The sequence below is a fragment of the Pseudoalteromonas sp. NCCP-2140 genome (genome assembly GCF_023708065.1).
In the GTDB taxonomy this organism is placed as follows: domain Bacteria; phylum Pseudomonadota; class Gammaproteobacteria; order Enterobacterales; family Alteromonadaceae; genus Pseudoalteromonas.
The window spans coordinates 599,823-611,926 of sequence record NZ_BRCZ01000001.1; the positions used below are offsets into that span (position 1 = coordinate 599,823).

At 36.7% G+C, this 12,104-nt stretch carries 17 protein-coding genes and 1 pseudogene; 8 read left to right on the forward strand and 10 right to left on the reverse strand.

All coding sequences use genetic code 11. The features are described 5' to 3' along the window. Positions 1-203 precede the first annotated feature (203 nt). The 3 genes from NFU46_RS02810 to NFU46_RS02820 all read left to right on the forward strand — a co-directional run bounded on the left by NFU46_RS02810 (position 204) and on the right by NFU46_RS02820 (position 2,645). The gene (locus NFU46_RS02810) at positions 204-443 is read left to right on the forward strand and encodes a CHASE3 domain-containing protein (protein WP_251599475.1); all 240 of its coding nucleotides are present in this window, start codon (positions 204-206) and stop codon (positions 441-443) included. Positions 444-527: 84 nt separating this feature from the next. Then, positions 528-1,421, forward strand: coding sequence for a TIGR01777 family oxidoreductase (locus NFU46_RS02815; protein WP_251599478.1), 894 nt, complete (start codon positions 528-530; stop codon positions 1,419-1,421). Positions 1,422-1,979: 558 nt separating this feature from the next. Continuing rightward, on the forward strand, positions 1,980-2,645 hold the full coding sequence (locus tag NFU46_RS02820) for a GGDEF domain-containing protein (protein ID WP_161805746.1): 666 nt from the start codon (positions 1,980-1,982) through the stop codon (positions 2,643-2,645). Between the two features lie 17 nt (positions 2,646-2,662). Here NFU46_RS02820 and NFU46_RS02825 read toward each other — a convergent pair whose 3' ends face one another. Beyond that, the gene (locus tag NFU46_RS02825) at positions 2,663-3,613 is read right to left on the reverse strand and encodes a LysR family transcriptional regulator (protein WP_251599481.1); all 951 of its coding nucleotides are present in this window, start codon (positions 3,611-3,613) and stop codon (positions 2,663-2,665) included. 109 nt (positions 3,614-3,722) lie between these two features. On the opposite strand from NFU46_RS02825, the gene NFU46_RS02830 reads away from it, so the two are divergent. Together NFU46_RS02830 and NFU46_RS02835 are read left to right on the forward strand one after the other, a co-directional pair. Then, positions 3,723-4,664: a sodium-dependent bicarbonate transport family permease gene (locus NFU46_RS02830; RefSeq protein WP_251599484.1), complete on the forward strand. Its 942-nt coding sequence runs from the start codon at positions 3,723-3,725 to the stop codon at positions 4,662-4,664. An 83-nt stretch (positions 4,665-4,747) separates the two neighbouring features. After that, a complete protein-coding gene (locus NFU46_RS02835; RefSeq protein WP_251599500.1) occupies positions 4,748-5,167 on the forward strand; it encodes a hypothetical protein in 420 nt (139 codons plus the stop codon). A gap of 12 nt (positions 5,168-5,179) precedes the next feature. Here NFU46_RS02835 and NFU46_RS02840 read toward each other — a convergent pair whose 3' ends face one another. From NFU46_RS02840 to NFU46_RS02850, 3 genes are all read right to left on the reverse strand, one after another. Then, complete coding sequence (locus tag NFU46_RS02840) at positions 5,180-5,560, reverse strand: hypothetical protein (protein ID WP_251599503.1); 381 nt, start codon at positions 5,558-5,560, stop codon at positions 5,180-5,182. A 113-nt stretch (positions 5,561-5,673) separates the two neighbouring features. Then, positions 5,674-6,261, reverse strand: a complete 588-nt coding sequence (locus NFU46_RS02845; RefSeq protein ID WP_251599506.1) for a hypothetical protein — start codon at positions 6,259-6,261, stop codon at positions 5,674-5,676. A gap of 73 nt (positions 6,262-6,334) precedes the next feature. Beyond that, positions 6,335-6,520 (reverse strand): hypothetical protein, encoded by a 186-nt coding sequence (locus NFU46_RS02850; protein ID WP_199529728.1) that lies wholly within the window; start codon positions 6,518-6,520, stop codon positions 6,335-6,337. 263 nt (positions 6,521-6,783) lie between these two features. Here NFU46_RS02850 and NFU46_RS02855 point away from each other — a divergent pair, with 263 nt between their 5' ends. Then, positions 6,784-7,200, forward strand: coding sequence for a S24 family peptidase (locus NFU46_RS02855; protein WP_251599509.1), 417 nt, complete (start codon positions 6,784-6,786; stop codon positions 7,198-7,200). Positions 7,201-7,310: 110 nt separating this feature from the next. Here NFU46_RS02855 and NFU46_RS02860 read toward each other — a convergent pair. The 6 genes and pseudogenes from NFU46_RS02860 to NFU46_RS02885 form a co-directional block, all read right to left on the reverse strand. After that, positions 7,311-7,427, reverse strand: a pseudogene (locus tag NFU46_RS02860) (transposase); the annotation flags it as partial. Positions 7,428-7,702: 275 nt separating this feature from the next. After that, positions 7,703-8,716, reverse strand: coding sequence for a hypothetical protein (locus tag NFU46_RS02865; RefSeq protein ID WP_251599511.1), 1,014 nt, complete (start codon positions 8,714-8,716; stop codon positions 7,703-7,705). Between the two features lie 86 nt (positions 8,717-8,802). Beyond that, positions 8,803-9,618: a hypothetical protein gene (locus tag NFU46_RS02870; protein WP_251599515.1), complete on the reverse strand. Its 816-nt coding sequence runs from the start codon at positions 9,616-9,618 to the stop codon at positions 8,803-8,805. A 75-nt stretch (positions 9,619-9,693) separates the two neighbouring features. After that, a complete protein-coding gene (locus tag NFU46_RS02875) occupies positions 9,694-9,843 on the reverse strand; it encodes a hypothetical protein (protein ID WP_251599518.1) in 150 nt (49 codons plus the stop codon). A gap of 165 nt (positions 9,844-10,008) precedes the next feature. Next, positions 10,009-10,548, reverse strand: coding sequence for an ImmA/IrrE family metallo-endopeptidase (locus tag NFU46_RS02880; protein ID WP_251599521.1), 540 nt, complete (start codon positions 10,546-10,548; stop codon positions 10,009-10,011). Between the two features lie 10 nt (positions 10,549-10,558). Beyond that, a complete protein-coding gene (locus NFU46_RS02885) occupies positions 10,559-10,909 on the reverse strand; it encodes a helix-turn-helix domain-containing protein (protein WP_251599537.1) in 351 nt (116 codons plus the stop codon). 178 nt (positions 10,910-11,087) lie between these two features. Between NFU46_RS02885 and NFU46_RS02890 the strand changes: the two genes are divergently transcribed. Beyond that, positions 11,088-11,585 (forward strand): hypothetical protein, encoded by a 498-nt coding sequence (locus NFU46_RS02890; RefSeq protein ID WP_251599541.1) that lies wholly within the window; start codon positions 11,088-11,090, stop codon positions 11,583-11,585. A 108-nt stretch (positions 11,586-11,693) separates the two neighbouring features. Further along, on the forward strand, positions 11,694-12,068 hold the full coding sequence (locus NFU46_RS02895) for a LexA family transcriptional regulator (protein WP_251599544.1): 375 nt from the start codon (positions 11,694-11,696) through the stop codon (positions 12,066-12,068). Positions 12,069-12,104: the final 36 nt, after the last annotated feature.

Genomic DNA, 12,104 nt, shown 5'->3' on the forward strand with positions numbered 1-12,104 from the left:
CGTACACTTAAAACAGGCTAAAGAACCAAATTTCATTAAAAACGTCATGAGATAGCACTAAAAAGCCGTTTCTTGTTGATATATTGGCAAAGTTCGATGATTGGTCAATACTTTTCAAATAAGAACTAATAATTTTAGGTAACTACTATTTTAATGTCGCTGAGAGCTAAATTTATCCTTCTACTTTCCTCTATTTTTTAGTAGTGGTAGCCAATACCTTCATTATCTATGTATTAGATAAGCAAGGTCAGGCTAAGCTTGAGGCGGTGATCCATACTCATGATGTGCTCGATGAATCTGAAAAGCTCTACAATCAAATATTAAGCGCTAAAATAGGTCAACGTGGTTATTTATCAACGCAAGACCTCAACTATTTAGAACCCTACTGCACAGCACATGAACAAATTAAACACCATTTTTGGGTTGTAAAAAGACTAATCTAAATTACTGCTTTATACGTATATATTTGCAAAAATCACCATCACTATGTATAAAAAATACACACAGATATTAATTAAGGCAGCACTATGCATATTTTATTAACAGGTGGAACAGGCCTCATTGGTAGACATTTGTGCCCTTTTTTATTGAATCACCACAAGGTTACTGTGCTAACACGCAACCCTATTCAAGCCGCGGTCATACTGACTCATCAAGTACACACTGTTAAGTCACTCGATGAAGTTAACTTTGAAGAGGTTGACGCTGTCATTAATCTAGCTGGAGAGCCAATCGTCAACAAGCGCTGGAGCGAGTCGCAAAAGCGCACTTTGTTGAATAGCAGAATTAATCTTACCTTACAGATATCTAAAGCAATTAGCCGCTGTGAATCGCCGCCTCATACCTTTATTTCTGGCAGTGCGATTGGCTTTTATGGCCGCCAAGAAAACCAGCCAATTGATGAAAGCTTTAATGATATTTATCCTGAATTTAGCCATGTGCTTTGCCGTGATTGGGAGCATGCAGCGACGAAAGCACATAGTGATAAAACTCGAGTATGCCTACTTCGTACAGGTATCGTATTAGCTAAGCAAGGTGGTGCTTTAGGTAAAATGCTGCCTGCTTTTAAATTTGGCTTGGGTGGACCAGTAGGCCATGGTCAACAAGGAATGTCGTGGATCCATATTGACGACATGATCCAACTCATCCTTTTTGTGCTTTCACATCAAGAGATACACGGGCCTGTCAATGCCACTGCGCCAAACCCTGTTGATAATAATGAATTTAGTCAAACACTCGCGAGTGTGATTTCGCGACCTGCCATGCTACGTATGCCTAGCTGGGTTTTAAAATTGATGATGGGAGAAATGTCTGATCTTCTGCTTCATGGTCAATTTGTGCTTCCGAATAAACTACTTAGTCACAATTACCGCTTCCACTATTCAACATTGAAGCCGGCATTAGAAAGCCTGAAATTATAGTTACAATGTACGGGTTGCCAATACCCAACTAATACATAATAATTAAATAGATTTTAGTCGAGTGATTCTTCAGGGAAAGTCATGATGCATTTACCGACCATAATCAGCATCTCAATTTTATTGAATGTGATTATTGGGTCGTTCTTATTGTCTTTGTATTTTTTAAGACAACAATCAAGTTATTTATATTGGGGTAACTCGTGTCTCATATTTGTAGGCGCACAAATAGCAGCTTCTCTGCGTATTTTTATAGACCTTCCTCTAATTACACATTATCTAGCTGATTTACTGATAATTTCAGCTCCCCTAGCAGCCATACTAGGTATTCATACTTACAGTCAATCAGACAAAAAATGTCAAAATACATGTGCATATGTGTTAGTTGCATCTGCAGTAATATTACTCCTTGTTTATGATTCACCTTTTAGCCAGTTATTCACAACAGCCATAATTGCAGCATGTTTTAGCTATGCAGCTTTCGCGCTAAGGAAGTTGCATGTTAAACGCATCATGCATTTAGTATTACTCAAGTTGTGTTTCGTCATTCACGCTTTGATTATGGTAACCCAGTTTTCACTACTACTTAGTGATTACCTAGGTTTGTTACAAACAGACTTGAAACAAATATTAGCTGTTATTCTCATAAGCCATATTGTTATTACCACACTAACCGCCATGATCTGGCCATTAATGATGTTCTTAGAGCATGAGCAGGTACTGAGTGACCTTGCTAATCGTGATTCGCTAACCGGTTTATTGAATCGTCGAGCGTTTATTAGCGTTAGTAACAATTATTTAGAACAAGCAAACAACAACCTAACAAAACTTTGCGCTTTGATGATAGATATCGATTTCTTCAAGAGAGTTAATGATCAGCATGGCCATGAAACTGGTGATGAAGCACTTAAGTGGGTTGCTAAAAAGATTAAAAGCCAGCTACGTGAGCACGATTTAGTGGCTAGGATTGGCGGTGAAGAGTTTGCAGTGATACTACCCAATACTAGCCAAGCTCAAGGAGAAATCTTATCAGAGCGAATTCGTTTAGCCATTCATAATGATAGCTTTGTGCACAATGACCATGAAATAAACCTGTCTATCAGTATCGGTATTATCACCCATAAATCAGGCACAAATAATGTTAACGAGTTACTTGCTGAGGCCGACAAAGGCTTATACAAAGCGAAGTTAAATGGCCGTAATCAGGTTGTGACCATGGCATTTTAACGCAACAACTTGTTAGTTTAATTTAAACCCTCATTTAGCTGGCTTAGCCCATTGGTCACCCACTGTTTATCTAAACATTGCTCTAAGTTCAGTTGGGCAAATTTTAAAAAGTTGCGCGCCGCATGTGATAAATGGCGATCGGTGCGCACCACAAAATACCAATGGCTTGCCAAATTCACATCTTCAACATTTAGCATGCAAAAACTCGTATCGTGAGGTGGCAATACATGGCGCGAAACAACACCCAGCCCCATTCCTGAGCCAACAGCAACACGAATAGCCTCGTTACTCGCCATTTGCACTGTGTTGCTAAGAACAAAACCTCTGCTTTGCAGTTCACTCTCAAACAGCATTCGCGTAGCAGAGCCTGGCTCTCGAAGTAAAAAACGTTCACTCACTATGTCGTGCAAAGTGACATGGCTTTTACTCGCAAGTGGATGGTTTATTGGCGCAATAAACACTAATGGGTTTTGCAAAAACCGCCCTGCTTTTGCGTGCTCTAATGAAGGGGGGTGACTAAATACATAAATATCATCTTCGCCTCGTTCAAATCGAGCAAGCACCTCGGCACGATTACCTATTTCAAGCGGCAGCTCGACATGAGGATGTAAATTACTGTACGGTCCAAGCAATTTGGGCAAGATATATTGTGCGGTGTTAACCATGGCTATTTTACAGCGCCCGCGCTCACCGCCTCTGAGTTCAGCTAAGTAATCTTGATAATCATCAAAATGACCAAACACCTGCTGACATGTTTGAAACAATGCAAAACCCGCTTCTGTAACATGTATACGCTGCTGATTAACCATCACTAATGGCTCATTAACTGTTTCTTGTAAGCGTTTAATTTGTTGCGAAACCGTTGGTTGCGTTAAGTGTAGCTGCCTTGCTGTTTCACTGATAGATCGCGTTTTTACCACACACATAAACACTTCTAGTAAGCGAAAAGAAATATGTCTTAAGTCCATAAAACCCAAGCTATAGATGATTATCTATAAGATACTATCACTTATTTAATTATTTACTATGTGAATTTTTATCTAGAATAGCGGCGCTTTTAACCAAGAGGAGAACAAAGTGCCTGATATTGTTGTAATGTTTTTTGTTTTAGGACTCACAGCCGGATTACTTCGCTCTGACCTAAAAATTCCGCAAGCAACCTATGAAACCCTTAGCCTATTGTTGATGCTCACCATTGGCTTAAAAGGCGGCATGGTGCTACATGGCAATTTACATTGGCAACTCTTACCCGAAATGGGCGCTGTGTTAATGCTTGGCGGCTTAATACCTTTAATGCTTTACCCAGTTTTAAACAAGCTGCTTAACCTCTCTGTCGCAAATAGCGCAAGTATAGCCGCGCATTACGGCTCAGTAAGCGCAGGTACATTCGCCGTTGCTTTAGCGTATGCCGAATCGAACTCACTTAATGTAGGTGCTGAAGTTACGCTTTATTTAGTAATGCTTGAATTACCTGCCATCATCGTTGGTTTGTTACTATACCGCCGTCTAGGAAATAGCTCTGGGCAAAACCTGTCACTCAAAGCGCTGTGGCATGAAACACTGACTAACAAAAGTGTGATCTTGCTTGTGGGTGGTGTGATTATTGGCATGATGTACGGCACACAACAAGGCAGCCAAGTAACTAGCCTGTTAACAAACAGCTTTAAAGTTGTATTAGCGTTATTCTTGCTCGAAATGGGTTTAATGGCCGCACAAACACTGCGCCCTATTCCATGGCATCATTGGCGTTTAGCATTATTTGCACTTATAACACCTAATTTATTGGGTGCTATCGGCGTCTGTGTGGGTACTGCCCTGCAACTCGAACTGGGCTCGGTAGTAATATTAGCAAGCCTAGTTGCTAGTGCATCTTATATTGCTGCTCCAGCGGCTATTAAAGCAGCGATTCCTGATGCTGATATAGGCTTAGCCATGTTATGTTCTTTAGGTATTACCTTTCCTTTCAATGTATTACTAGGAATTGGCTTGTATCATCAAATAGCATTGTATATGAATTAAAAGGTTCGCTAACTATCACTTTATGCATGAGATTTTTTAAAAAGTCGTTTAATATAAATAAAAAAGCAGTGCAAGGACATGCTATGTTCAATCAAACGCTTAGCACTGAGCAACAGCATGTAAGTGATATTTTTATGCGCTTATGTACGCTTTGCCAGGTGCAAAATAATTTAGAATTAGAGCAACATTTATCATTACAACGTGGCTTTTGTGAGCAAAGTATTGAGCTTGCAACTGTTCCTTATCAGTTAATTGATAAAGTGGCTAAAGCTTCTGAGGTTAGCTTTGATTCACTACTTAATGGTAATAACCAAACCACAGCTACACTCGATGGGCCGGTATTAGAAGCAGTGAGTAACGGTATTATCAAGAGTATAAAAAAGCTATCAATGGCGGGGTTAATTAAGGGTGAAAACCAAACGCAAGAAGCACTTAGCCAACTTGCAGATATTCAGTTAAAACAAATAGCAAAAGAGCTAAAAATACAAAGCCAGGTTAAATAACCTGGCTTTTTACTAATTCTTACCTTTGTACATTTTTTCGTAAATGTCAGATATATTGTTTTGCTTATCGTAGTATCGCTGCAGCTCCCCAAGCGATAACTCCTTTATTTTATCGCTACCAAGCCCAGTCGGTTCTGCTAATTTAAAATGTGCAGCATGCGGTGAATTGCCCATTAAGGTTGCAATTTCGCTCTTTATTTGTTCAGCTTTATTGAATAGTTTAATTGCTTTGCTTATATCTTGTTCATGCTCGGCTTGTAACGTGCACCAAACCACCTCAACAGATTTAGACCTGATTTGATCTTCAAAAATATTTTTGCGCGCAATCAACCATGTACTTGCAATCAGCAAGATGGCTAAAACGGCAATGGCTATGTAAATTAGTTCAAGCATTACGATCCCTCGGTAAACTAAATGTTACTATACACCCAAACTTGGTCCGTAATACATCAGGAAAAAGCATTATAAATGATAGTATGAGACTGAAAATCATCTAATAATTAATGTTAAATTTTTGTTCCGAACGGCCAGCTTGGACTAAGTAATAGTTTCAATTTGGTTTTCAAAAGGCCAGGAAACAACATCACAACAGCAAGCACAATACTAATGTAGAGCACAATAAAGCTATAGATGTAGTGTATGTAGGCGTGTTCAGTTTGTATGTCTAACACAACAAACTTAAACCAAAGAATAAAGTGAGCTATTGAAATAACTACTGTTAGCTTGATTACGCTAAAGAAAAGTAAGCCAAATTTATAGCTAAATTTTGTATGCAACAGATAAAGAATGTAAATACTGACTAAGTTTATCAGGCAAGCTACAAGGTAAATATTTTGGGTATTTCCAATACTTTGATTTTCGGCTATGAAGATTAATACATACTCCATCAATAAAGATGTTAATGCATATTTTGAGACAACTGTCGCAATTGATAAAAAATCACTAAATAATTCTCTATTTCCAATAGCTCGGAACAAAGATGTAGCAAAAGCTAAAACATACATAGCAGCAATAATTGCTTGCATTGAAATCACTTGATGATTTTCTGTAGCAACCATTAACTCTCTATATAAATTTTGAATAGATTCAAACATTTCTTACCCTTACACGAAGCTATAAGGGTAAGATGTAATTAAGAAAAAAACCAGCCAAATTGGCCTTTGATTTTTAATTTTCTTTCTTTTTCTCTCTTACAATTACAATTCCACCTGTACCATTAAGTTGTTGTTCTTCTTTTTTCTTTTCGCGAATAATAACAATCCCACCAGTACCTTGAAGTTTTGTAGTATCAAAGCTAGGAGCTGGTGCTGCGTCGAATGCTAAAGTAGATAGTAATAAAGCTGATAAAGTCATTTTTTTGTTCCTTCATTGTTAAAGATAGTTTTCGTTAGCAAATACCGAGCCACTAAAATACAAATTAGGTAAAAACTAACGACTAGACTCTATATAAGCATAAAACTAGGCTTTTAGGCCATTTTTTAAACTAGCCATGTATGTAAAACATACGCTAAACAGCATCAACACCTTTAACTCTATAAACTAGCTAGGCTCTATGCCATAATTCTGTCAATTCAAAAATAAGTCAAAGCGGCCCGACGCTTAGCAAGGTTTAATGCATGGCATATCCAGAACAACAGCAACCAACAATTTATTGGCGCACGACTATAAGTTCAAAACAACTTATCTATATTTCTGATATTTCAGATTTTAGCTCTGTGGATGCTGAAAGATTCCTTTGCCCTGTTAATTGCAGTGAACAGTCATTTGTTCTGCGAGTTCAAGGTGTAAGCATGGAGCCTAAATTTAATGATGGCGACCTAATCTTTGTTGATCCTGAAGCCGAGTGCATCCACGGTTCGTATGTCGTAGCCCGTTTAGATGACGACAACCAAGCCACTTTCAAACAGCTGATCATAGAAGGTAATCAAAAGTTCCTAAAAGCAGCAAACCCCAACTGGCCAGAGCAACTCATCCCCATCAATGGCAACTGCACGTTGGTAGGAAAAGTAATTTTTACAGGTAAGTCATTATAAAAAGTAAAAGATCCACCTTCTAAAGAAGGTGGCTTTGCATTAGCCCCTTAGAAGGCGGCGTTGTTTACTTGTAGTGTTAAATGCGTCTGCTCTTGCACTTCTTCCATTTCTTAGTGCCTAACATACCGTCTTATATTATCTTCATTTATCCCTACAGTATCCAGGAAGTAGTCACTCTACCAAAAATGGTTTCCCCATAACTTGTTTTTTCTTATATGACTTCGCTTAAAATCAAGTAAGGAATTAACATGAGTATTTTTTCAGGCAAAGCCTAAATGATAGTAACCAGCTACTGAAGTAGGTGGTTTAGGGTCGAAAATAAAAAGCCCGTAAAAAACGGGCTTTTTATTTAGACTACTTTGTTAATTTATTTTACATTCTGAATAACAATAAAAATAATAATTTCGCAGCCCTTTACCCCATTGAAATACATAGCTAAATTAGAAAATATCTTCAAAAGATAGGTTAAACAATGAAAGTTTAATCAACGAGAAATACAAACTTAATAAGTACAAGTCTTAATTTTATATTGTCTAATACCTTTTTGGTCATATACCAAAACTTTAGTGTGTCCAGGGTCTAATACTATATAACCGTTATATTCCTCAGTAAACTCACATGGTGATCTAGAGTCAAAATCGAAGTTGGTTGAAACCCAATTAATGAGGTTATCACTAAAGGTCATCAAAAGTAAGCTCGCTGATAAAGTTAAGTATGCGGATATAAGAACATTTATATTAAAAAAGTAATCACTTTTACTCCAGTCACTTCTAAACATTATAACTATCACTAAGATAATAATAATTAAAGATGTCAAAGCTAAAATTGGCGACGCAATCATTATCGAAACCAACGTTTGTGTAAAAGGAAAATACTTTGAATTAACAGTAAAAATATCATTAACGATCATACTTGAAAAACCATTAATAAAGTAAGATAAAACTCCCAAAATAAGTATGCTAGAAATAAAATTTCCTATCATAGGCTCTTTAAACTTAGGACTTATTTTTATATAAAACCATGCACATGAACAGTACAAACAAAAGAGTGCTGATAAAAACAAAAGCCAGAAACAGTAAATATAAATATTAAAACCAAAAAAGTGAGAGGTTAATAACAAACCAACTGTAATGAAAAAAATAAAAACACCTAAAATCCCTGATATGGTATGGGCATTGAAATTAATCTTATTTCTCTCATACTTTTCTATTATCATTAAAAAATATATAGATAGAAATAAAAGTAACAACAAGGACCCAACACCAAGAATTAACGTTTGCGCTTTCAAAGTCCACTCAAAAAACGAAGCGTAACTAATTCCAAGTGTAAAACCAAGTTCAAAGTGAATGTAATTAACTAAAGCTAAAATAAAATATACAATACAGATCGACATCAAAAACACAGAAATACTTTTTCTTCTGACTTCTAATATTTTTAATAATTTAGAGCGCCAATTTAAAGTATCAACTTCAGTGTTATCATTTTTTTCCATAGTTTCAATATTACTTTTTCCCAAAAGTTGCTCCTTTATTATCAATTTAGTGAAACTTTTATTGAGCTCACCATTTTAAAAAGTTAAAGCCCACTATTAGCGGGCAACTATTATACTTTTTTAACAGTCAAGTAATCTAAACCATTTGGTTTTATAAATTTTTTACCTCGTCCAGAGATGTACATTGTCCCCAGAACTAAAATACTAGCTCCGGATAATGATTCCTCATCCTCTAACTTAAAGCGTTGATAAAATGATTGAACAAGCTCACTTTCAATTAGCACACTCACTGAACTACGCCCACCTGAGTTCAACCAAAGATTACCATCATTGTCTAACTGTGCATCCGCTAAAACTCCCCAATACCCCTGAAATTCATTCACATACTTTTTAACAACGCCTGAAAACTTGACAAAAAAGTCTTTAACAGAATAGGTAACTTCTTCAATGCAAATTATTTGTTTTGAGTTTCTAAAATCTTTAGACCGAATAAGATTTCTTAATAATGAACTTAAACGACGATGAGAATGAGCGTTTGGGCGGGTCCCTTGACCTACATGACGGCCTTTCCCTTGTGTACCTGAGACATTATCATCTGGATTTATGTCTATATTTGTTTTTGGTGTGGCACCAAAGTTCAAATCAATTTCTATCACTTGCCCAGGGTTATTCTGAATATCTTCAATATCCAGCTCTCCCTCTTCTCGGTTAGAGTCTGGAGCTGCTAATTCACACTCTTCATTATGAGGAGTCGCGCCGAAACATGCGGCTTGCCCACTCTTAGACTCTTTTCTGAAATAGGCATCAGATCCGCAACTAGTACAAACCAAATTTCTTCTTTTTTCTGTTAATTCATCAGTTGGTAATTTTGCGAAATTAACTGCTAGGTAAGTTTTACCGTCGATTGTGCATTTAGCGATGTCCATAAAATAATACCTCTTAATTTAAATTAGATTAAAAAGCCCACTTTTGTGGGCTTGTATTTGCAGACCTATTAGTTACTATGCTCGAACTAAAAACGCCCAAGCTTGGTAACCATACTCATGAGCATCAAGCTGTTTTTTTGATTTGCCACGAACTTTGCGATAGCGACAAAAAATCCACTTGAAGCCTTTTGGAGCAGGCTTGTTACCTAATTTTTTTAGTTTCACTCATAAAACACCTCCTTACCGGCAGAGATTGTTTCCTTGAGTTTTTGGTATTATGGTGCTAAATTAACCATTGTCTTAATACTAAAACGCAAGGTCTTGATGCTGCTCAGCTCATCAAGCTTTTAGTTTATAGCCCTAAGTGAGTTGGCGCTCGTTTAGGGCTTTTTACTGCCTAAAAAATTTACTTTGGTAGGCAGCTGCTTCTAAGGAAACACCACATAGGTCTGCAACTTCTTGAGGTGTTTTCCCTGTCAGCAAATCTTTTTTTGTATATGGCATCAATATTTCACCACCAAAACAATTGGCTTGCCATTCACTATCTTCATAGCACTTCAAATCTTCATTAGATCTTGCAAAGGATATGTCTACATCTGAATGTAGGACATAATGCCCAAGCTCATGTGCTGCGGTCATTCTATCTCTTCCGTGTCCAAGCAATGCATTTTCATACACATCCTCACGTAGAATTATTGTTTTCTCAGTGGGATATGTTAAACCATGATTTTCACCCATTCGACCAACAGACCAGACTTCAAAACTATATTCAGAATCAAGTTTAGGAAGTGCAAACTCCAACATTTCCACTATAGGTAGGTATAGAGCATCACACCCATGTACCTTCTCAAGTGCAAGCCTTGAAAAGGCTGCTGCTTCTCTGATTGATTTTCTACTTTCTGGTGGTACTTTGATAGAATTACCGCTCAAAATCTTTTCCTTACTTATCTAATAACTTCTTTAATTCTTCATAATCATCTTCATTTAGCCCATCAAAGTTTCTAGCAAATAACAACGCAGCTTCTCTTGCAGTTTTATTTTTTCCTTGCAGATTAACTTCTACAGAGGTTTGTGAAAGTTCTGCATTTTCACGCAGTTCTTTTTCCATTTCTTTGTTCGGTTTTAAACAGCTAATTATCTGCTCTAATATTTCACCAGTTACAGGTCTTTTGCCTGTCTCTATTGCTGAAATATAAGATGAGGTTTTACCTAGCGATTCAGCCAAACTTTTTAATGATACCTCTAGGTCAATCCTCAGTTTCCGTACTGATTTTCCAAAAGGACTTAACATAAATTCTCTCCCAACCAATTGCACAGCACAGGTAAAAATTACCCAGCATGAGAGATGGTAACAGCTATAAGTTTAAAAATCAACAAAACCCTGTTAATTAGTGTTCTAAAAATAATGCAAAAATAAACCACCCTTTAAAACCCCTTATTTACAGTGACTTATAAAATTAGAATGGATTATGGAACAGCGCTATAGTTTTTTTGATAATAAATTAAAAGAGGTTTTTATGAATAATAAAAAGTTTGCATTTGTAGTTTTGAGCTCACTTGTATCACACAAGTCTATAAACGACTTCCCAAGCAAGACTACTCTCAACTATGACTATATAGTTGAAGAGCTGGAGAACTTATCTCTGGACTATCTTTTGGAACATGTATGGCTTCACGCAAACGATATTTTGGGGTGGTTACAAACCGAAGGCTACATAAAAATTCATGACATCTTTTATGACTATACAAAAGAAGCAGATTTTAGAGTTTTATTTTCACCTACAATGAAGCTCCTCGATACAAATAAAGACCTTTCTAGAAATTCAACTTCTGTTGGAATCACTTGTATTATGGGGGGTAAGTTAAAGCTAGTAACTGAAGATGCTATATTTGACCAACTCGTATTAACACTTTCTCAACCTGCCATATCTCTCCTTGAGATAGATGGATTCAATCACCCAATATGAGTACCGAAAGCACACTAAATACATTTTAGAAACGCAAATGGCCAACATCTGTATAAAAACACAGTAACCAACTATAATCTTAAGAATACTTTGTATCCTGTACTTATTATGATTATCGAAAATGTGAATGTTGGGCCTAAATTTAAAGAGCTTTTTAAAACGTTAGATATGAGCTTTTTGAAGGACTCAACTTTTATCGGCCGCGCAAGCGGCCGTAGTATGGAAGGTGTGGGTATCTATGATGGTGATTTGTTAATTATTGATAGGTCCAAAGATGTGCAGCAGAACGATGTAATCGTTGCATGCTTAAACGGTCAATTTGTTTGTAAGATAGCCGACTTAACTAATAACCTTCTGTTATCGGCAAACCCTGCTAATAAGCCATATAAATTAACAGGGTTTGACCAATACAATGTTGAAGGTGTAGTTACACAATCAATCAGAATGCACAGAACTACTAGTGTTTTGGAATTTGGGTGCTAAGTTTACTTAGTGAAAACTAACAAATATAAATAGATA

Excerpts from the sequence above, each read along its gene's own strand:
- NFU46_RS02820 (WP_161805746.1), top strand. The coding sequence starts at position 1,980 with ATGGTAACCCAGTTTTCACTACTACTTAGTGATTACCTAGGTTTGTTA.
- NFU46_RS02895 (WP_251599544.1), top strand. The coding sequence starts at position 11,694 with ATGATTATCGAAAATGTGAATGTTGGGCCTAAATTTAAAGAGCTTTTT.
- NFU46_RS02855 (WP_251599509.1), top strand. The coding sequence starts at position 6,784 with ATGGCATATCCAGAACAACAGCAACCAACAATTTATTGGCGCACGACT.
- NFU46_RS02835 (WP_251599500.1), top strand. The coding sequence starts at position 4,748 with ATGTTCAATCAAACGCTTAGCACTGAGCAACAGCATGTAAGTGATATT.
- NFU46_RS02845 (WP_251599506.1), bottom strand. The coding sequence starts at position 6,261 with ATGTTTGAATCTATTCAAAATTTATATAGAGAGTTAATGGTTGCTACA.
- NFU46_RS02870 (WP_251599515.1), bottom strand. The coding sequence starts at position 9,618 with ATGGACATCGCTAAATGCACAATCGACGGTAAAACTTACCTAGCAGTT.
- NFU46_RS02850 (WP_199529728.1), bottom strand. The coding sequence starts at position 6,520 with ATGACTTTATCAGCTTTATTACTATCTACTTTAGCATTCGACGCAGCA.
- NFU46_RS02885 (WP_251599537.1), bottom strand. The coding sequence starts at position 10,909 with ATGTTAAGTCCTTTTGGAAAATCAGTACGGAAACTGAGGATTGACCTA.
- NFU46_RS02815 (WP_251599478.1), top strand. The coding sequence starts at position 528 with ATGCATATTTTATTAACAGGTGGAACAGGCCTCATTGGTAGACATTTG.
- NFU46_RS02840 (WP_251599503.1), bottom strand. The coding sequence starts at position 5,560 with ATGCTTGAACTAATTTACATAGCCATTGCCGTTTTAGCCATCTTGCTG.
- NFU46_RS02890 (WP_251599541.1), top strand. The coding sequence starts at position 11,088 with ATGGAACAGCGCTATAGTTTTTTTGATAATAAATTAAAAGAGGTTTTT.
- NFU46_RS02825 (WP_251599481.1), bottom strand. The coding sequence starts at position 3,613 with ATGGACTTAAGACATATTTCTTTTCGCTTACTAGAAGTGTTTATGTGT.